Origin of the sequence: Thiohalocapsa sp. ML1 (assembly GCF_001469165.1) — a bacterium.
GTDB lineage: Bacteria > Pseudomonadota > Gammaproteobacteria > Chromatiales > Chromatiaceae > Thiohalocapsa.
Genome location: NZ_JABX01000072.1, coordinates 1 through 17,738, shown reverse-complemented (window position 1 = coordinate 17,738; position 17,738 = coordinate 1). Strand labels below are relative to the sequence as shown.

The following is a 17,738-nucleotide window of genomic DNA, read 5'->3' as shown; positions in this document are numbered from 1 at the left end:
GATCTTCCGGCAACGACCGGCAGTACACGCGCATCGCCTGCTCATGGTCTGCGTTGTAACCTGAAAATTCGTTCATGCCATCATGCGCTCCAACCAAAAGGTGGCACGGATGCTCGCAAAAATGAAACGGAATTTCAACGGTCTGGAGCCACTGTCGGAGAAGGCACATCAGGTAAGTCGTTTTAGTTGTTAGTGAACCGTTACTTCGGGAAAACTGTAAAACTGGGCTGCGGCATGGGATGTCGTCGGGAGCTTGTGAGCCAGTTGATCTCCTGCCGTGCCGGTCCTGTCTTGGAGTAGCCGAGGGGCACATCGATCGCCCATGCGGCCTTTGTTCTCCAACATTTAGTTGTTGTGGAACTTCGGGACCGGCGCGGATGCTCAGTCGCTCGCTGCGCGGCCCGACCAGCTCTTTTCGTGTCGTGGTTTGTCGCGCTGGTGTTGAGGCGCATCGCCAACGGCGCATGTTCTTGTGAGGCATGGGGAAAAAGGGGTGCCTAGTTGCGGTGAAGCGTAGCTAACCCGAGAGGTTACGGCAAGTCGGTTTGAGCGGTGGCCGTCCGACTTGCCCGTGGCGCGGAGCGCCAGCGGATCCGTGACACCGCGGAGCGGTGTCTGGAGAGGTGCCGGGGCATTGGGGGGTTCAGAAGGACTTGGGCAGTCCGGCTTGGCCGAGGACGGCGTTGGCGGTGTGGCGGGAGAGGATCTTGGCGTCGACGACGAAACGTCGCTCGGACAGGGGGCTGTACCAGATCTCATGATCGCCCTTGCCCTGGCGCTCGAAGCGGCATCCGCCCTCTTGGAGAAGGCGCTTGAGCCGTGGCGTGAGATTGCCGCCCATTAGGCGGCGTGTGCGGAGATGCTGTCGAAGCGGCGAATCAGGATCTCGTAGGCGATGTCGCCAGCGAGATGGATGCCGTTCAGGACCAGCAGCTCGGGGATCATCTGTTTGAGCTTGTCGGTAAGGTCATCGACGGTTGACGCTTCTGTGGCCAAGCCGGGGATATCGTCGCTGTCCGCGCTCCAGACGGCGGCTTCTTCGTCCCACTCGACGCGAATCAGAAGGGGCTTTTGCATTGCGCTCATGGGTCTTAGACCGAGTCGTCTATATCAGCCAGGTTCAGGCCCGGATGATACTAGATTGCTTGACGACGCCGAATGTTGGCAGATGAGTCAAGTTTCACGACGACACGGCGCTTGCAGGGAAAAGTGCCGAGGGCCAAGGGAGTCCGCCTCGGCCCTTGGCCCTTGGCCCTTGGTTCAATGCGCCGACGAGCGGGCTGCGCAAGACGAGGCGCCGTTCCCTGGGCGGTCTGAGGCTCTGCCTCGCTAGTGCTTTGCTGCACACCCCGGGCGCCTTGGTTGTCGTTGTCGTCATTGTGGTCGTAAACGAGTATCCGGATCGTAGACAAGGACGGCGGCGGCGACAGCGACCCGAGATGGGCTCAGGACTTGCTCACTGTTACACCACCGTCAAGCCGTCGCCGCGTGCGCCAGCATCTCCCGTGCGGCCATGGCCTCGGCATAGAAATCCACGTAATGGCGGGCGCTGGCTTGCCAGCTCAGGTCCGCGTGCATGCCGGCGAGGATGAGGCTGCGCCAGCGCTCGGGTTGCTCGTTGCGCATCCGCAGCGCCTGTTCCACGGCGTACCAGAGGCCGTCGGGGTTCGGGTCGTTGAACAGGAAGCCGGTGGCCGTGCCGGCGGCGAGCGCTGCGTCGCTGGCGTCCACCACGGTGTCGGCGAGCCCGCCCGTGTTGTGCACGATGGGCACGGTGCCGTAGCGCAGGCTGTACATCTGGTTCAGCCCGCAGGGCTCGAAGCGCGAGGGCATCAGGAAGGCGTCGCAGCCGGCCTCAATCAGGTGCGCACGGGTCTCGTCGTAGCCGACAAAGACGCTGACATGCTCCGGATGCGCCGCCGCGGCCTCTTGCAGTGCATGCTCAAGGGCGCGGTCGCCGGCGCCCTGCATGACGAGCTGCACGCGCCCGGCGGCGACGAGCTGGGGCAGGACGGCGATGATGAGGTCCACGCCCTTCTGCTCCACCAGCCGGCCGACGTGGCCGAGCACGAAGGCGTTCTCATCCCGCGGCAGGCCGAACAGCGTTTGCAGCGCGAGCTTGTTCTCGCCCTTTAGGTGCACGTGCTCGGTGTCGTAGGCCTGCGGGAGGGCCGGGTCGTCGGCAGGGTTCCAGATGCGATAGTCGATGCCGTTCAGGATGCCGCGGAAGCGCCCGCCGAGCTGCCGCAGCAGGCCGTCGAGCCCGCAGCCGAAGCGCGGCGTGCGGACCTCGTCCGCGTAGCGCGGGCTCACGGTGTTGACCTGATCGGAGAAGACCAGCCCGCCCTTGATGAAGGACATGCGCTGGTGGAACTCGAGCCCGGTCACGCTCCACAGCGAGCCCGGCAGCGCCAGCCGGTCGAAGGTGTTCCGGTCGAACAGGCCCTGATAGGCGAGGTTGTGAATCGTGAACACCAGCGCCGGGCGGTCGTCTTGGTCGCGCAGCAGCGCCGGGGCGAGGCCCGTCTGCCAGTCGTTGCAATGGAGCACCTGCGGGCGCCAATTGAGCGACGGCAGGCCCATGGCCACGTGCGCGATGACACGGCAGAACAGCAGAAACCGCTCGGGGTTGTCGCCCCAGTCGCGCCCGCTCACGTCGGTATAGGGGTTGCCTTCGCGGCAGAAGTAGGCGGGCGCGTCCACCAGGTAGACCGGCAGGTCGCGGTCCGGCAGCAGGCCGCTGTAGAGCTGCACGTTGCCGACGACGCCGGCCATGCGCAGGTCCATGACGGGTTTCAGCTCCCGCACCAGCTTCTTCGCGTGCGGATAGCCGGGCAGAATCAGCCGCGCGTCATGGCCTAGGTCGCGCAGCGCCATCGGGAGGCTGGCCGCGACGTCGCCCAGGCCGCCGGTCTTGACCAGCGGGTGGGCCTCGCTGCTGGCGACGAGGACGTTCAGGCCGGCGGTACCGGTGTCGGGATAGTAGTCGCTGTGGTCCATGGCAGTTGGCGGACGGCGCGTTGCTCCGGTGGCTCACACAGAGGGGACATCCGCGTGCCGGCGCGCTCCCCCAAAAGCGCGTGCGGTGCCAGCAGGAACCGCCGGCCGCGCGTCGCGGCTTGCTGCGGTGGCCCTGTGGCGGGCGGCGAGATCTCGATACCTGAGGCATTCGCCAGGGTTACCCCGCGGCGGCGACTCGGTTTTGTTCAGTGAACCTAGCACAAAGTACAGACAATGTACGACGTTCTTTCTGCCTTTGGAGGGCATTTCATGCACGCATGCTGCACGCTTGTGATCTTTGGTGCCACCGGTAATCTCTCACAAATTAAGTTGTTACCCGCTTTGTACCAACTGGAGCGCGGCCAGCATCTGGCCCCATCGATGCGCGTCATCGGCTTCGGCCGGCGGGACTGGTCGGACGAGCATTGGCGCGGCGAGGTCCGGCAAAGCTTGAGCGAGCAGCTCGGCGGCAAGCTCGACGGCGCGGTGCTGGAGCGCCTACTCGCGCGGCTGCACTTCGTCGCGGGCGACCTGACCGACGATAGCGGCTTCGAGCGCCTCGCGGCGCGCTTGGCCGCCGAGCCGCAGCGCAGCGATGATGGCGGTTTTCCGCCGAACCTCGCGTTCTACCTTGCGCTGGCGCCTGGTCTCTACGGCGAGACCGCGGACCGCCTCGCCAAACAGGGCCTGAACCGCCCGGAGCACGGCTGGGCGCGGCTCGTCGTCGAGAAGCCCTTCGGCTACGACCTGGAAAGCGCCGAGATCCTGGACGAGCACCTGCGCCGGCATTTCAACGAGGAGCAGATCTACCGGATCGACCACTACCTCGGCAAGAGCACGGTGCAGAACGTGCTGGTGTTCCGCTTCGCGAACCTGCTGATGGAGCCGCTCTGGAACCGCAACTACATCGATCACGTGCAGATCACCCACGCCGAGGCGCGCGGCATCGGCACCCGCGCGGGCTTCTACGACGGCATCGGCGCGCTGCGGGACATGATCCAGAGCCACCTGCTGCAGATGCTGACCTTGGTCGCCATGGAGCCGCCGCCGCATCTCGACGCCGAGTCGCTGCGCGACGAGAAGGTGAAGGTGCTGCGCTCCATCCGGCCCATCCCGCGCCAGGCAGTGCACGCGCACGCCTTTCGCGCCCAGTATCGCGCCGGCGAAGAGGACGGCCTGCGCGTGCCGGGCTACCTGGAAGAAGAAGGCGTCGATCCGCATAGCGCCACCGAGACCTACGCGGCGCTCAAGGTCTACATCGACAACTGGCGCTGGCGCGGCGTGCCCTTTTATCTGCGCACCGGCAAGCGGCTCGGCGGCAGCAGCTCGCTGATTGCGATCCGCTTCCGCCACGTGCCGCAGCAGCTCTTCTATGACACGCCGATTGAGCAGGTGAAGCCGAACTGGCTGCTGCTCAATATCCAGCCCAACGAGTGCATCCGCATCGAGCTCTCGGTGAAGCAGCCCGGGCTCCTGATGCGCACGCAGACCGAGCGCCTCGATGCCAGCACCTGCTCCATGGGCCGCGACCAGATCGACGCCTACGAGGCGCTGATCCTGGACGTGCTGAACGGCGACCACTCGCTGTTTCTGCGCTCCGACGAGGTCCAGCACGCCTGGCGCGTGGTGGACCCGGTGCTGAAGCTCTGGGCCACAGAGCGCGACTACATCCACACCTATCCCGCCGGCAGTTGGGGGCCGACCGAGGCCAACCGGCTGTTCGACAAGGAGGATCAGGATTGGCGGAACGGGTTGGATTGAGCGGGGGGGCGGTGCGCACGCTTTGCTTTGTTCACCCAGCGTCCGGCCGCGCGGGCAAGGCGGTCTGCCTTGGCTCGTGGCTGTTGTCCGTGTGGCCTTGATCAGAGCTCCGATCAGCGCGCGGGCGGTCCGCGGGAGCGGACCATTGGCCGGCGCGAGCCAATCTGGTCGGACATTCGACGTCAGTCAGGCAACCGCGCAGATCGGCGCCAGCCGTACCAGGGCCTGCGCCTGCTCGATGCAGGCGATGCGCACGTCGCGCTCGAGGTGCCTGACCCAGCGCGAGGGGATCTCCGTGGGGCCGTACAGGGCGCCGGCGATCATGCCGGTGATGGCGCCGGTGGTGTCGGCGTCGCCGCCGCGGTTCACGCAGTCGATGAGCGCGGCCTCGAAGCTGTCGGTGGCGAACAGCGACTGGAACACGGTGCGCAGCGTGTCGACGATGAAGGCGCTCGGGTTCTCGCTGCGTCGGCGCGCGTAGTCGTAGGTCGGCTCCTGTGCCACCAGCTCGGCGGCGAGGGCCGCGAGCGCCGCACGGTCGCCGCCGAGCAGCCCCGTCTGCACCATGCGCAGCACGGCGAGCGTGCCGGCGTCCGAGATCGGGTTGTTGTGCGTCACATGCGCTTGGGCCTGGTTGGCGGCGTTGACCGTGCCGATGTCAGCGCCGAGCGTCGCCAGCGCCACGGGCAGGCAGCGCATGCAGGCGCCGTTGCCGGCGTCGTACTCGTTCGGGGCCATCTCCGGCACGCCGGTGCGCCGGTAGGACGCGATGCCGCGGCGCACCGTGTTGCCGATATCGACGGGCTTGCGGTGCATCCAGTCGCTGAAGGCCTCCGCTGCGGCACCGGCGTCGACGCGGCCGGTGGCGAGGATGCTCCGGCCTAGGGCCAGCGCCATGCCGGTGTCGTCGGTGATCTGGCCGCGGCGGAGCTTGAGCCAGCCGCCGCCGGTCATGTCGCGGTGCTCGCGGTAGGCCGCGCGGATTTCATTGGGGGTGAGGAACTCCACCGTCGCGCCGAGCGCATCGCCGACGGCGAGGCCCAGGTAGGCGCCGATGGCGCGGCGCTTGATGCGGTCGCCGCCGCCGTCCGCGAGAAACAGCATGTCAGTCCTCAGGCCCGAAACAGGCATGGTAGTCGGTGCAGACCTCGCACGACGGGGCGCGGCAGGCGTAGACGCCTTCGGCCTCGCACAGTTGCTTGTACAGAAAGCGCTTCCATTTCATGTCTTTGACGTTGCGCGCCGCGAGCGCCGGAAAGTTGCGGCGCATCAGCGTCGTCAGGTCCGCCCGCCGCCAGAGCCCCAGGTCCTGCCACAGGTGGTCGCTGGCCATGCAGCCGGCGGCCACGATGTAGGCCATCCAGACCTCGGACGGCGAGTCGCCGGCCTTATCGAGCAGCATGAGCTCCACCAGCTCATGGCGCTCCTCGCTGCGCCCCCGGTCGAGGCCGCGTCCGGGGCAGGGCGGGCGCTCCAGTCGGAAGCCCGGAAAATGATGGTTCAGCAGGCAGTAGAAGGCCGCGGGCTCGAGCCCGAGCCAGTCCGGCAGCGCGCCGCCGCCGCTGCAGAGGGTCGCGATCATACAGGCGAAGGGCTCGTCGTTGGCGTTGCCCGCGGCATGGCCGGCAAGCCGGGCGAAAATCGCGTTGGCCAGGGCCTCTTTGGCGGCCATGGCACTTGGACGGAGCGGTGCCGACACCGTGACGGGGCCACGCAGGTCGGCTGGGTGGCTGACCCCGGCTTGTCGTGCCATGGCGCCGGCGATGCCGGTCAGGTTGTTGTCCATGCGATCACACTCGGTTGCATCCGAAGCGGCCGGAGCCCACAGGGGCGGACTCCGTGCCGTGCTTCGCGCTGGCCGGCCGACGCGACGGCCCCGGCCGATTGCGGTCAGTACTCCACCAGGATGTCCTCGTCGCGGACGATCATCTGGCAGGCCAGGCGCCATTCGCTCGGCATGTCGTCCACGGCCAGGCGGTCCACGTCGTCTTGCGTGATCTTGCCGAGCGTCTTCAGCACCGTGATCTCCTTGTCCGTGAGGTGGTAGCCCATGCGGTCCTTGGCGTCCACGCTGGTGACGCGAACAAGGCAGTGCCCGCACTCGCCGTCCTGGCAGTCGAATTGCACGGGCACCTTGTGCTCCTTCGCAATCTTGAGCAGGGTTTCGGTGTGGCTGCCGGCCACGGCGTAAACGGTCTTGTCTTTGTAGTCGGGGTTGGAGAAGGTAACGAGGGCCATGAGGAAGTTCCGAAGTTTGAAGTTTGAAGTTTGAAGTTCGAAGTTTGAAGTTCGAAAGCTTGCAGTTTGAAAGCTTGAAGCTGAAGGTCGAAGGGCCGCGCTCTGCTTTCACCCTTCACCCTTCAAACTTCACACTTTCTTTAAGCCGGCTTCACCGAGCAGTCGCCGATGACCTGCGCCTGGCAGGCGAGGCGGTCGTGGCGGCTGGCCATGTTCTCGCGCAGGACCTTCTCCTCCAGCACGGAGGGCTCGGTCAGATTGTTCCAGCCGGCGGTCACATGCATCATGCAGGTGCCACAGTCGCCTTCGCGGCAGCCGTAGACGATGCCGGCGCCGACCTTTTCGGAGATGTCGATGACGCGGACGCCGGCCGGTACATTCACGGTCTGGCCGATGTCTTCGAAGGTGAGTTTTGCTTTTGCCATGGGTATTGCCCTGTCGTTGGCTGGTTGGCCGCGCGTGGCGGCCGATTGCTTAAGGTCGCGGTGGAACCATCGTCGTGCCCGGAGCTGCTCCGCGGTATGGCTGCCGGGCTTGTGTCGTTGTAGCTGCGTCGTCCAGGTGCGTCGTCCAGATGCGTCGTCCAGGTGCGCCGTCGTGGGCTTAGGTCAGGTTGGCGTACTCGATGACGGGCCGCGTCGTCGGCCCGGCCTGCGCCCCGCTGCCGGTGACGGCCTCGGCCAGCGCGCGGCCAAAGGCGTGGCAGTCCGCCAGCTCGTCGTCCGTCGGGATGAGCTTGAGCCTGAGTCCCGCCACGGGCACGCGCAGCTTGAGCCCCCGCAGGCGGTCCTCGATCATCGGCACCGCCTCGCCGCTCCAGCCGTAGGAACCGAAGGCGGCGCCGACCTTGCCGCGCAGGTTGACGACGGCAAGCGACGACAACAGGTCCCAGATGGGCTTGGCGGCGTCGCCGTTGAGCGTCGGTGAGCCGAGCGCGATGGCATCGGCGGGCTCGATGAGGTCCACGAAGGGCTCGACCTCGCCGCCCTCCAGGTCGTACAGCGAAACGCGGATGCCGGGCACGGACTCGGCGCCGGCGGCAATGGCCTCGGCCATGCGCGCCGTGCTGCCGTAGGCGCTGAGATAAAACACCAACAGCGTGAAGTGCGGCGGCGCGTCGGCGGGCACGGGCTCCAGCGCGGCGTCCGCACCGGACAACTCGCGGTAGCGGGCGACGTAGCGCCGCGGGCGCTCGCGCAGGATGGGGCCGTGCGTCGGTGCGATGAGCTTGAGCGGCAGCGGCTCGATGAGCCGCAACGCGTCCAGCACGTACGTCTTGAACGGCCGCATGATGTGCGCGTAGTAGTAGTCGAAGGCAAATCGAAAGTCTCCGACCCGATCGTTGAACAGCCGCGGGTCGCAATGGTGGCAGCCGAACACGTCGCCCGAGAACAGGATCTGCTGCTCGGCGAGGTAGGTGCACTGGGTGTCCGGCCAGTGCAGGTACGGCGTGTGCAGGAACTTGAGCCGCCGCCCGCCTAAGTCGATCTCGTCGCCGGTGTCTACCGTGTCGTAGCGGATCTCTTGGTCGTCCGCCTTCAGCAGCGCCTTGAGCATGGCCGGGGCACGCTTGGAGATGACGAGCTTGGCCTGCGGCGCGCGGCGCATCAGCTCCGGCAGCGCGCCGGAGTGGTCCGGCTCCAGGTGATTTAGCACGATGACGCGGATCTCGTCATAGCGTGCCACCTGCTCCAGCCGCGCGAAGAACACCGCGGCGAACTCGGCCTTGACCGTATCGATCACGGCGACGCCCTGCTCCCCACGCACGGCATAGGCGTTGTAGGTGGTGCCGTTGGCGGTGCGCAGGATGAGATCAAAGCGCCGCAGCGTCGGGTCGAGCGCGCCGACCCAGTGCACGCCGTCGGCAATGGCAACCGCCCGCGGCTCGGCGTCGCTGCCGGGTCCGCTGTGTGCTTCGCGCTCCGACGCCGCCGTGATCATCGGGCGGGCTCCGCCTCGGTGGCGCCGGGCGTGGCTGCATCTGCGCCGGCGAGGTCGTCGCAGGACGGGGCCGGGTTGGCGGGGTTGGCGCTGCGGACGGCGCACTGGTCGAGCTCGGCCGCGTCCGCCGGCACGCCCAGCGCCGTCAGCACTGGACCTGGCAGGAAGCCGGCGCAGCGCCCGAGGGGCGAGTCGATGAGCGGGCGACGGATCAGGAGCGGCTCCGCCACTAGCAGCGCCAGCGCCGCATCGGCGTCCAGCGCATCGATGTCCAGCTCCCCATCGCGCACGGCCGGTGCGCTGCGGTTGAACCAGTCGCGCACCGGCAGGCCGGCGAAGTAGCTCGCGAGCTCATCCGGGGTCCAGCGCGTGCCGAGCAGGTTTCGCACCTGCAGGCTGTGGCCCAGGCGCACCAGCAGCGCCTTTTGCCGGGCGTTGCCGATGCAGCCCGGCTTCTCGAAGAAGACGAGCATGCTCATGCCGTGATGCTCAGCGTGATGCTCAGCGTGATGCTCAGCGTGATGCTCAGCGTGATGCTCATAGCGCGGGCCGCCGGGTCTCGGCGTCCGGGTCGATGCCCGCCGCGAGGCAGATCAGCGCGGAATGCCGGCGCCAGGTGCGCGTCGGCACCCAGTGCCAGCCGGCGGGCCGCGCGAGGGCGCGCTGCCGGCGCAGCAGCCGGCGCTGGGCGTCGAGCGCCCGCAGCCAACCGAGCGGCCGCAGGCGCAGCGGTGCGTGGTCGGCCGGGCGGGCCGGCGCGGCCGGGATGGCAGCGATATCGAATACGAACATGCTCGGGCTCCCCGGACGGGCGGTGGGTGGTCGCAGGCGCGGCTCAGCGCGCGCGGATCTCGGCTATGGCCTGGGCCATGCGCTCCGGCGGGATGCCGGTGAGCGAGCCGGGCGGGTTCACCGCCACGCCGGCGCCGTCCAGAATCGCGCCCTCCACCGGGCAGATGCTCGCGCACTGCGCGTCCGCGAAGGCGCCGTCGCACTCGGTGCAGGCCCGGGCGTCGATGACGAAGTGCGGCGTCGCGGCCTGGATCGCGTTGCTCGGGCACAGCGGCTCGCAGGCCCAGCAGTTCACGCAGGTCTCGATAATGCGGTAGGCCATCGTGGCGTCTCCTTGATGTCTCGGGTTCGGGGCCGCTCAGGCGCTGAGCGCGACTGGGGCGTCGGCGGCGTCTTCGACGCCGAGCCGGCCGGCGGCCAGCAGCTCGTGGTAGACGGCGGCGACGGCGTCCTCGATTGGCTCCATCGCGTGCTCGCCGTTGGGCACCAGGCCCGCCGCCTCCAGCCGATCCCAGGGCTCGATGCCGATCTTGGAGCAGAGCACCGCGGTGCAGCCCGCGAGCGTGCGGATGGTCTTGGCCAGGGCATCCTCGGCGTCGCCGCAGGTGTCGCCGCCGGCGCAATAGAGATCCACCTTGCGTGCGGCGAGAAAGCGCACGTCCACCCGATCCCCCACCCCGGCGGCCTCGTAGATCAGAAACTCGCGGGCGTGGCCGAAGTGCACGTTGATCACGCCGCCGCCGGAGCTGGCCACCGCGATGCGCGCCGGCGGCGCGGCCAGCGGTGCCGGCTTCGGCTTGCTGCTGCGCTTTAGAGACGTAATCGGAACGAAGGTCTCGTTGCGCTGCTGCTGCTGCGCGGTACGGTTCGCCTCGATGGCCGCGTGCACCTCGGCGCGGCGCTGCATCGCGGCGGCATAGTCGATGTCCATGGCCGCGATCTTCTCGAGCGTGAACTCGGCGCCGCGGTCTTCGCCGAGCATGCCGACGGCGTCCGCCCGGCATTGCCGGCAGTGGCGCATCATGGCCATGTCGCCGGCGCACGCCTCCTGCAAGGCCTGCAGCTCGTCATTGCTCGGGCCGCGCTGGCCCATGAGGCCGTAGAAGGTGCCGTGCTCCGGCTCGGCGATCAGCGGCATCACGTTGTGCAGGAAGGCGCCCTTGGCCTTGACCACGCGGCTGACCTCTTTGAGGTGCTCGTCGTTCACGCCCGGGATCAGCACCGAATTGACCTTCACCAGCACGCCCCGGTCGCAGAGCATCTGCAGGCCCTTCTGCTGCTGCTCGATCAGGATTTGCGCGGCCTTGACGCCCTTGATGCGGCGGTTGTTCCAGAAGATCCACGGGTAGATCTTGGCGCCGATCTCGGGGTCCACGCAGTTGATGGTGATGGTGACGTGGTCGATGTTGTGCTGGCAGATCTCATCGACCAGCTCCGGCAGCGCCAGGCCGTTGGTGGACACGCAGAGCTTGATGTCCGGCGCCTTCTCGGTCAGCGCGCGGAAGGTGGCGAGCGTGCGCTCGGGGTTGGCCAGCGGATCGCCCGGACCGGCGATGCCGAGCACCGTCATTTGCGGGATCTCGGCGGCAACGGCGAGCGTCTTGGCCACCGCCTGCTCCGGCGTCAGCACCTCCGAGACCACGCCCGGGCGGGACTCGTTGGAGCAGTCGTACTTGCGGTTGCAGTAGTGGCACTGGATGTTGCAGGCCGGCGCCACCGCCACATGCATACGCGCATAGTGATGATGCGCGTCCTCCGAGAAGCACGGATGGTTGTGCACCTTGGCGCGAATGTGCTCCGGCAGGTGCGCGAGCTTGTCGCTGCTGCTCCCGCAGCCGCTGGACGCGCAGCCGCCGGCGGCGGACGACGTGGGTTGATCCAGTGCTTCGAGCGCCATTGCGCATCCCCCGTTCGCGATCGGTCGTGTTGTCGATGCGGCACCCGCTGTCGGTGCCGCCCTGGTTGCAAGCCTATCAGCAAGGACCGTGCCGGCACGCATCGGCGCGCGTAAAACCCTGTTCCAAAAGGTTTTGATCAAGCGCACAGGCGCGCATTTGTCAGAAGCCCGACAGGGCGGGAGCGCCGGATTGTCGGGTCCGGTACCGGGCGGGTGTGCGCGCCGACGGCGGTTCCAGGTGGCCGCTTACGCGGCAGGCACCGCACGGAAAGCCGGTGCCGGGTGGCTCACCTTCTGAGCCACCGGGGGATGTACTATCGCCGTTCGTCGAATAGTGCACGAAGGTCGGAATGCAGACACACGGATACTTGCGGTACTGGGGCAAGGCCAGGCGCGCATATCGGCTCGATTGGCCGCGCCGTGGTTGGCAGATGGGAGTCGCATGCGAGGCACTTGCCGTTACTGGATCGCAACGATCTGCGATCGACTTCCGTCAGCTCTCAGCTCGAGAGCAGGGCTCTTGGAGACCACGAAGGCCAACGGCTGGTCAAGGCTGAAGGGGTAGAGCACCGCCGATGACTGGAGGGTGGCCACGGACATGGCCTTGCCGCTGTACCGGAGTGCGGCCTCGATCAGCCAGGCGGTCAGGCCATCGTGGGAGATGGTCACGGGTGTCCGTCGGATGCTGCGGCGGCCTTTGTCGACGCGCGTAAGCGTTCCCCAGTCGGCTTGGGTCTGCATGACGCGGTTGGCGGCACGATAGGCGGTTTCTCGCTCTCCGTAGGTCTCGGCCATGCGGCGATGAATCTCCCTTGATGCGCAGTCGCCCTGGAGGGAGGTGAGGCGTCCGGTCAGCTCGGCGACCTTGCCGAAGAACGGATAGGCCGCGATCGCCATGCCCCAGCACAGGGCGGGCACAGCCGACGCCTCGATTTCCCCCAAGAGCACGGCACCACGATCCGCGAACGGCATCAGATCGGCGCGGGGCGCGAGCCACAGACCCTTCAGGACGCTCCGGGTCTTCTTCCGCGAAGCCTCGCTGCGTTCTTTCTCGCCGATCAGCGCTTCGAGCGTCTCGGACGTCTCCTGGCCCGCACGCACGCGCAGCGCACAGATTGCCCAGTCGAGCGGGATGAACCGGTCGAAGCCGATGTGGGGGACGCTGTTATTGGTGTTCGTCAATTTGCTTGGTTCACTTCGACGAAGGGGACGATCAGCTCCTCGACCGAGATGCCGCCGTGGGCTACTAACGGCTCGCCTTTGTTGACGAAGGCCGTTCGTCCACCGGCGAACAACGGCAGAAACTCCGGCGGCAACGCCGGCGAGGGCAGCTCGATGGTCCCCGGAATCTGTTCCGCCGACTGCTTCCGCAGCAGGTCGGTGGAGTAAACGCGGACCCGTTCTCCGCGGGACTCCGCGATCACGCCTTGATTGGGTCGGCCGGTGCCGATGGCCTCCACGTTGCCGTGATCTGCGGTCAGGTAGACATAAAAGCCTTGATCCAGCAGCAGCGCGAACAACTGCTCCACGAAGCCGGACGCGCACCAACTGTCGATCTGGCTCGCGATACCGCGCTTGCCCAGCACGGCCCCGTGCACAATCTCGTCGATGGTATCGACCACAAGGCCCGCGGCCTTGAGCGACGGCTTGGACAGCGCTTCTGCCAGCGTATCGAGCTGATCGACGCGGCGGATGCCCTTCCGATACAGAATCTCGCTCGCGCGAAGGCCCTGGTCTTGCCAAAAGCGCGACCACAGGGCTGGCTCGGCGCTGGTCCCCGCGATCGAGTCCGCAAACTCGCGGGGCTTCAACCCGGCGAACAGCGCTTGCCGTGATACGGCCGTGAGCGTGGGCAGCCACGCGAAGCAGGCGCCTTCGTCAAAGATCAGCTCGGGTGCGCGCCCGGTGACATGCTCGCGAATCTGTACCCACTGATCCATTGCCAGCCCGTCGAACACCAGCAACGCCACCTTTTTCTCTCCAGCACCGCGCCGCAGGGCCAGAAAACGCGGGACTTGATGCAGCATCACCGGCGCCGTCGCGACAGGCAGGGATGGCAGGTCCGAGTAGTGCTTTCGCATCCAGGACACCAGCAGCTCGTCCGAGCGCTGCTGGACCTTCTGGAGCAGGTCATCGAGCCCCTGGGCGTGAGCCTGGTCCAGGGCATGAAGGCGAGAGAGGATCTCGCCAAAGCTCTTGGCGAAGCTCAGCCAATCTCGGTAGCTCGCCTCAATCGATGGCAGGGTGTCGAGCAGACGCTTCAGTCCGTCACGGACCAAATTGCGCCGTGCAGCCGGATCCCGAACGATCCCGACCGTAAGCCAGTCCGGACCGTCGGCAGGCACCTTTTGCACCAAGAGCGGATGCAGCGTGCCGTCGAGGAACATGGAATCGATCAGCGCCCGAACGTCCGGATGCTCGAACGGGATCTCGATCTTGCCTTCCGGGTCCCCGAAGTACTCGGGCGACGGCGGCTCGGCGACCCGCGATCCTGCGATGCCTTTTCCTTTCAGAAAGCGTTCCCAGGCCGCCTGTACGACTCGCAAAAAGGTCGCCTGCGACGCGAACATCTCGCTGATCGGCAGCCCCGCGAACGCTGGCTTGGGCGCCAAGATACTCTCGACATGATCCGCCAGCAGTGTCGGCAACGGCGTGTTGCGGAAGTGGAGCCGAAGCAGCTCCCGCCACAGGTCCACATTGCCCGAGATCAGATGTGGCCCGAGCTGGAAGATGTGGGTCAGGATGAGCTCCTTGGTCGCCGTCTCACCAAGGGATTGGGAGGCATGCTTGGCATGCGCCTCGAACAACGCCTCCCTGTACTCGACGCCGAGTCGGTGGACCACGCCATAGCTCAGGCGGGGAAACAGATTCGCCAAGCTCAGGCGGACCAGGCGCGCCTGGCGCAGGTAGTCCCACGGCAGGTCGCCCGGCTCCGAGGATCTGAGATGAAGCACCAGGGCCTTGGCCGGCCCAGGCTCGCCTTGGTCCCAAGCCCATCTCCAGCGTGCTTCGTAGTCGGCCCGAAAGGCGATCGCATCCTCGAACGGCAGGACCTCGAAACCACGACTGCGCAGCTCGGCCAGGATGTGCTCGTCCAGCAAGACATCGTCCGGGTCCGCGGCGATCCAGAACCGCGCCAGGTCGGGCGGAAACTCCCCGAGGATGCGCTCACTCCACAGGCTCATGGTGCACCTCCTGCGGCGTCAGGTTCCGAGGCAAAGCCAGGTCCAACGCGGAGCATCATGATGGCGTTGGGATCCGGGGGCTGGTCTCTGCGGCATCCGGTCCAACGGTGAGGTCATGCCGCCTCCCGGATCAGCCGCCGCAGACCGTCTCGCAGCTTGCAGAAACTGGGAGATGCGTTGCGCTCGATGTCCATCTCTGGCCCAATCTTGTCAGCCCACTCGTGCTTGAGTTGGCCTGGTAGAGGCCAGCCAGCCTTCTTGATAGCAGCAGCGCCGCCAGGGTAAACGGCGTCCGCTAGGACCTCCCAAGTTCCACAAATACTGTCTTGGACATAGTTGTCAAGCGCGCGCTGCCTTGCGCTCGGGTAAGCTGCGGCCAGAGCCGCGCGGTCGCCCAGGTACCATGCCTCGACCTCCTCGATGGCCAGGCGAAACAGCGTCCGCGGTGCCTGCTCCAGCCCGTTGACCAGGGCGTTCAACTCGGTCAGAAAAGCGACGCAGTCGCGACGGTCAGAGTCCAGTACGACGACAACGGCGTCGATGCCGGGCGTCTTGGCGTAGCCTCGTAGAATCCGCGGCAGTTGATCCAACAGCATGCGCTTGGCTGGGTCCGTGGATGCCTTCAGCCCGCGCGGGATGCGGCTGATCCCTTTATAGGCATGAAGTCGCCAAGTATGTGGCTGTCCCTGCTCGCCTAGGATTCGGGGCAGCAGGCAATCGAGCAGTCGCTCACCCGAGCTGTCTTCTACAAGGATCTCGATGTGCATCCTTACCTCGCATCGAGATAGTCGCTGTACCAGAGCCCGCCCAGCGGCAGCCCCTCCGCGACCAGGTTTCGCACATCCTCCAGCTCGGACGCCCTCTGGATGGTGGCGAAGCCGTCGGTGCCCTTCTGCAGTATCCAGAGTTCCTCCGGGGTCAGCGCATCGACCAGATAGGGCTGGTGGGTCGTCACAAAGATCTGCGGCGCCCCCTTTTTGCCTGTCGCATGGGTCCGGAGCTCCTGCGCGAGCGAATCCAGCAACTTGTGGTAGAGACCGTTCTCAGGCTCCTCGATACAGATGAACGGCGGCGGCTCCGGGTCCTCCAACAGCAGCAGGTAAGCGAAGATCTTCAGCGTTCCGTCGGACATTTGTTGGGCGAAGAAGGGGTCTTCGAAGGCCCCGTCGTTGAAGCGCAAGAGCACGCGCTTGTCTTGCGTGACATCCGTGTCAATCTTGGCGATACCGGGGATTTTGTCCGCGATGCGCTGCAAGATGTCATTGAACCTGGCTTTGTGCTCCCGCTCCATGAACTGCACGACATTGCCGATGTTGTCGCCATGGATGTTCAAATGTCGCTGCGGCCCGGCACTGGGTAGGCCCCGAGCGGCATCGGGATAGAAATAGGACAGATACCAGCCTTTTAGGAAGTCTCGCAAACGCTTGATGCGCGGATGCTCCATCAACGTGCCCAGAGTGGCGATACCCAGTTGGCGGCGGTCTGTCAGCTCCACATCCGAGCGTGCCTTGCCCTCCTCGTCAGCACCCTCCTCATCAGCACCCTCCAAGGCATCTTCGCCCGACCAAACGGTCCCTTTTCCGTTGTGAAGGCTCAGGAACGGAAACAGCCTCCCCCGGGTCGTGCCCTTGCGCGCCTGCTTCAGTACCTCGGACTCGACATAGGGGCGCCCCGCCTTGTCGAGTGCCACGGACAGCTCATAGGAGATCGGCCGCTCGTTCGGGGCCTCGCGATAGAAGACCTCGAAGCGCATCGGGCCTTGCTCGCCCTTGGTCAACAGCCGCTCAAAACCGCCGCGCTGCTTCATGTCGCAGGCGGTTTCAACATCGGTGGCAAGACAGTCCGCTACGAACCCGAAGGCATCGAACAGCGAGCTCTTCCCCGACCCGTTCTTGCCAATTACAACCGTGAAGGGCGTCAGCGGTTTCTCCTGACCACCGGAGAGTCGCCCCATCGCGACATCGCGCAAGGGGCGAAAGTTGCGGACACGAAAGCCCTCGATGATGGCCATCTAAGCCTCCTCGGCGAGATTAAGCAGCGTCACTCTCCGATACCAACAGTTGGCGCGACGGCGCGATGACTTGGGGGGAAACTTGTGGGGCGACATGAGGGGTGGCGTGTCGAACTCGCCTGCCGCCGAGCCAGATAGCTTGCAGGCGCGCGCTCTGCGGGCGCCGGCGGCGACGGCCTCGTCGATCAGCTCGACGGCTTGGCGGCGATCTCGGGTGCTGATCATGCGTCCTCGTCCCCCCAGATCGCCGCGGATGGCCACATGCGCGCCGCGGTGTGCCGTGGATCAACTCCACGGCTTCAATCAGGTTGGACTTACCGGAACCGTTCGGGCCGATCACCACATTGAGCGGCCGGAGCGAGATCGTTGACCCTTCTGCGCCGTAGCTGAGGAAGTTCGTCAGGGTGATGGATTTCAGCAACACGCTTGTCATCCGCTCGGCTGTCGTGGAGGGGCTTCCCACAAGGTCACAGGTCGATCTCGCGGGTCAGGCTCTTGTCACGCGGGAACTCGACGTCATCCGCACCGTAGAGGGGCGAGCTGCGGATCAACTCGACGAAAGACTGTCGCGGCTTGATCAACGCGTCGTAGGCGGCGCGGGAGAGGATGACCACAGCGGGCTCATCGTGCACGATGATCTCTTGGGGCTCGTGCCCGGCTGCGAGCCGCACGAGCTCGCTCAGGCTTTCCTTGGCGTCTTGCAGTGTCCACTGTCTCATGTTGCGGCCTCGATCATCGTGCCGGCCACATCGCCTGCCGCACGCAAGCGGTTCGCACAGCGGACACTACTGCGCTGGGATCGCCGGCTTTCCAGCCGGCTCGCCGCCAGCGCGGCTCGATGCCGCGTCGGCGGCGTCCTGGCCGATCAAAGAGCACATGCGCGCTCGTCCGGCCGGCCGCGCGGCATGGGCAA

Annotated in this window: 19 protein-coding genes; 1 reads left to right on the top strand and 18 read right to left on the bottom strand. The window is 66.3% G+C overall.

Going from position 1 to position 17,738, the window contains the following annotated elements; genetic code table 11:
• Nucleotides 1–643: 643 nt before the first annotated feature.
• From ML01_RS25310 to glgA, 3 genes are all read right to left on the bottom strand, one after another.
• Nucleotides 644–841, bottom strand: coding sequence for a type II toxin-antitoxin system HicA family toxin (locus tag ML01_RS25310; protein ID WP_058558156.1), 198 nt, complete (start codon nucleotides 839–841; stop codon nucleotides 644–646).
• On the bottom strand, nucleotides 841–1,086 hold the full coding sequence (locus ML01_RS25305) for a DUF1902 domain-containing protein (protein ID WP_254045394.1): 246 nt from the start codon (nucleotides 1,084–1,086) through the stop codon (nucleotides 841–843). The genes ML01_RS25310 and ML01_RS25305 overlap by 1 nt, the downstream gene beginning before the upstream one ends.
• A 387-nt stretch (nucleotides 1,087–1,473) precedes the next feature.
• Entirely contained in the window at nucleotides 1,474–3,000 is a 1,527-nt protein-coding gene (gene glgA, locus ML01_RS25300) for a glycogen synthase GlgA (protein WP_082674669.1), read from the bottom strand.
• Between the two features lie 270 nt (nucleotides 3,001–3,270).
• Between glgA and zwf the strand changes: the two genes are divergently transcribed.
• Complete coding sequence (gene zwf, locus ML01_RS25295; protein ID WP_058558154.1) at nucleotides 3,271–4,761, top strand: glucose-6-phosphate dehydrogenase; 1,491 nt, start codon at nucleotides 3,271–3,273, stop codon at nucleotides 4,759–4,761.
• A gap of 186 nt (nucleotides 4,762–4,947) precedes the next feature.
• On the opposite strand, the gene draG is transcribed toward zwf, so the two are convergent.
• The 15 genes from draG to ML01_RS25220 all read right to left on the bottom strand — a co-directional run bounded on the left by draG (nucleotide 4,948) and on the right by ML01_RS25220 (nucleotide 17,544).
• Nucleotides 4,948–5,865: an ADP-ribosyl-[dinitrogen reductase] hydrolase gene (gene draG, locus ML01_RS25290; protein ID WP_254045393.1), complete on the bottom strand. Its 918-nt coding sequence runs from the start codon at nucleotides 5,863–5,865 to the stop codon at nucleotides 4,948–4,950.
• Nucleotide 5,866: 1 nt separating this feature from the next.
• Nucleotides 5,867–6,547, bottom strand: a complete 681-nt coding sequence (locus ML01_RS25285; protein WP_371258250.1) for a nitrogen fixation protein NifQ — start codon at nucleotides 6,545–6,547, stop codon at nucleotides 5,867–5,869.
• 104 nt (nucleotides 6,548–6,651) lie between these two features.
• Complete coding sequence (locus ML01_RS25280; protein ID WP_058558152.1) at nucleotides 6,652–6,999, bottom strand: 2Fe-2S iron-sulfur cluster binding domain-containing protein; 348 nt, start codon at nucleotides 6,997–6,999, stop codon at nucleotides 6,652–6,654.
• Nucleotides 7,000–7,139: 140 nt separating this feature from the next.
• A complete protein-coding gene (locus tag ML01_RS25275) occupies nucleotides 7,140–7,424 on the bottom strand; it encodes a 2Fe-2S iron-sulfur cluster binding domain-containing protein (protein ID WP_058558151.1) in 285 nt (94 codons plus the stop codon).
• Between the two features lie 178 nt (nucleotides 7,425–7,602).
• Nucleotides 7,603–8,940 (bottom strand): FprA family A-type flavoprotein, encoded by a 1,338-nt coding sequence (locus ML01_RS25270; RefSeq protein ID WP_058558150.1) that lies wholly within the window; start codon nucleotides 8,938–8,940, stop codon nucleotides 7,603–7,605.
• On the bottom strand, nucleotides 8,937–9,419 hold the full coding sequence (locus tag ML01_RS25265) for an ArsC/Spx/MgsR family protein (RefSeq protein WP_058558149.1): 483 nt from the start codon (nucleotides 9,417–9,419) through the stop codon (nucleotides 8,937–8,939). Before ML01_RS25265 ends, ML01_RS25270 begins: the two co-directional genes overlap by 4 nt.
• 58 nt (nucleotides 9,420–9,477) lie before the next feature.
• Complete coding sequence (locus tag ML01_RS25260) at nucleotides 9,478–9,732, bottom strand: hypothetical protein (protein ID WP_058558148.1); 255 nt, start codon at nucleotides 9,730–9,732, stop codon at nucleotides 9,478–9,480.
• 43 nt (nucleotides 9,733–9,775) lie between these two features.
• The gene (locus ML01_RS25255; protein ID WP_058558147.1) at nucleotides 9,776–10,054 is read right to left on the bottom strand and encodes a 4Fe-4S binding protein; all 279 of its coding nucleotides are present in this window, start codon (nucleotides 10,052–10,054) and stop codon (nucleotides 9,776–9,778) included.
• A gap of 36 nt (nucleotides 10,055–10,090) precedes the next feature.
• Nucleotides 10,091–11,629, bottom strand: a complete 1,539-nt coding sequence (gene nifB, locus ML01_RS25250) for a nitrogenase cofactor biosynthesis protein NifB (RefSeq protein WP_058558146.1) — start codon at nucleotides 11,627–11,629, stop codon at nucleotides 10,091–10,093.
• Between the two features lie 459 nt (nucleotides 11,630–12,088).
• Nucleotides 12,089–12,811, bottom strand: a complete 723-nt coding sequence (locus ML01_RS25245) for a hypothetical protein (RefSeq protein WP_058558145.1) — start codon at nucleotides 12,809–12,811, stop codon at nucleotides 12,089–12,091.
• A complete protein-coding gene (gene pglZ / locus ML01_RS25240) occupies nucleotides 12,808–14,814 on the bottom strand; it encodes a BREX-3 system phosphatase PglZ (RefSeq protein ID WP_058558144.1) in 2,007 nt (668 codons plus the stop codon). Before pglZ ends, ML01_RS25245 begins: the two co-directional genes overlap by 4 nt.
• A 113-nt stretch (nucleotides 14,815–14,927) precedes the next feature.
• Entirely contained in the window at nucleotides 14,928–15,581 is a 654-nt protein-coding gene (locus ML01_RS25235) for a DUF4276 family protein (RefSeq protein WP_058558143.1), read from the bottom strand.
• A gap of 2 nt (nucleotides 15,582–15,583) precedes the next feature.
• The gene (locus ML01_RS25230) at nucleotides 15,584–16,825 is read right to left on the bottom strand and encodes an AAA family ATPase (RefSeq protein WP_058558142.1); all 1,242 of its coding nucleotides are present in this window, start codon (nucleotides 16,823–16,825) and stop codon (nucleotides 15,584–15,586) included.
• Between the two features lie 19 nt (nucleotides 16,826–16,844).
• Complete coding sequence (locus tag ML01_RS30905) at nucleotides 16,845–17,258, bottom strand: AAA family ATPase (RefSeq protein ID WP_254045392.1); 414 nt, start codon at nucleotides 17,256–17,258, stop codon at nucleotides 16,845–16,847.
• A 34-nt stretch (nucleotides 17,259–17,292) separates the two neighbouring features.
• Nucleotides 17,293–17,544: a type II toxin-antitoxin system Phd/YefM family antitoxin gene (locus tag ML01_RS25220; RefSeq protein ID WP_058558140.1), complete on the bottom strand. Its 252-nt coding sequence runs from the start codon at nucleotides 17,542–17,544 to the stop codon at nucleotides 17,293–17,295.
• Nucleotides 17,545–17,738 lie beyond the last annotated feature (194 nt).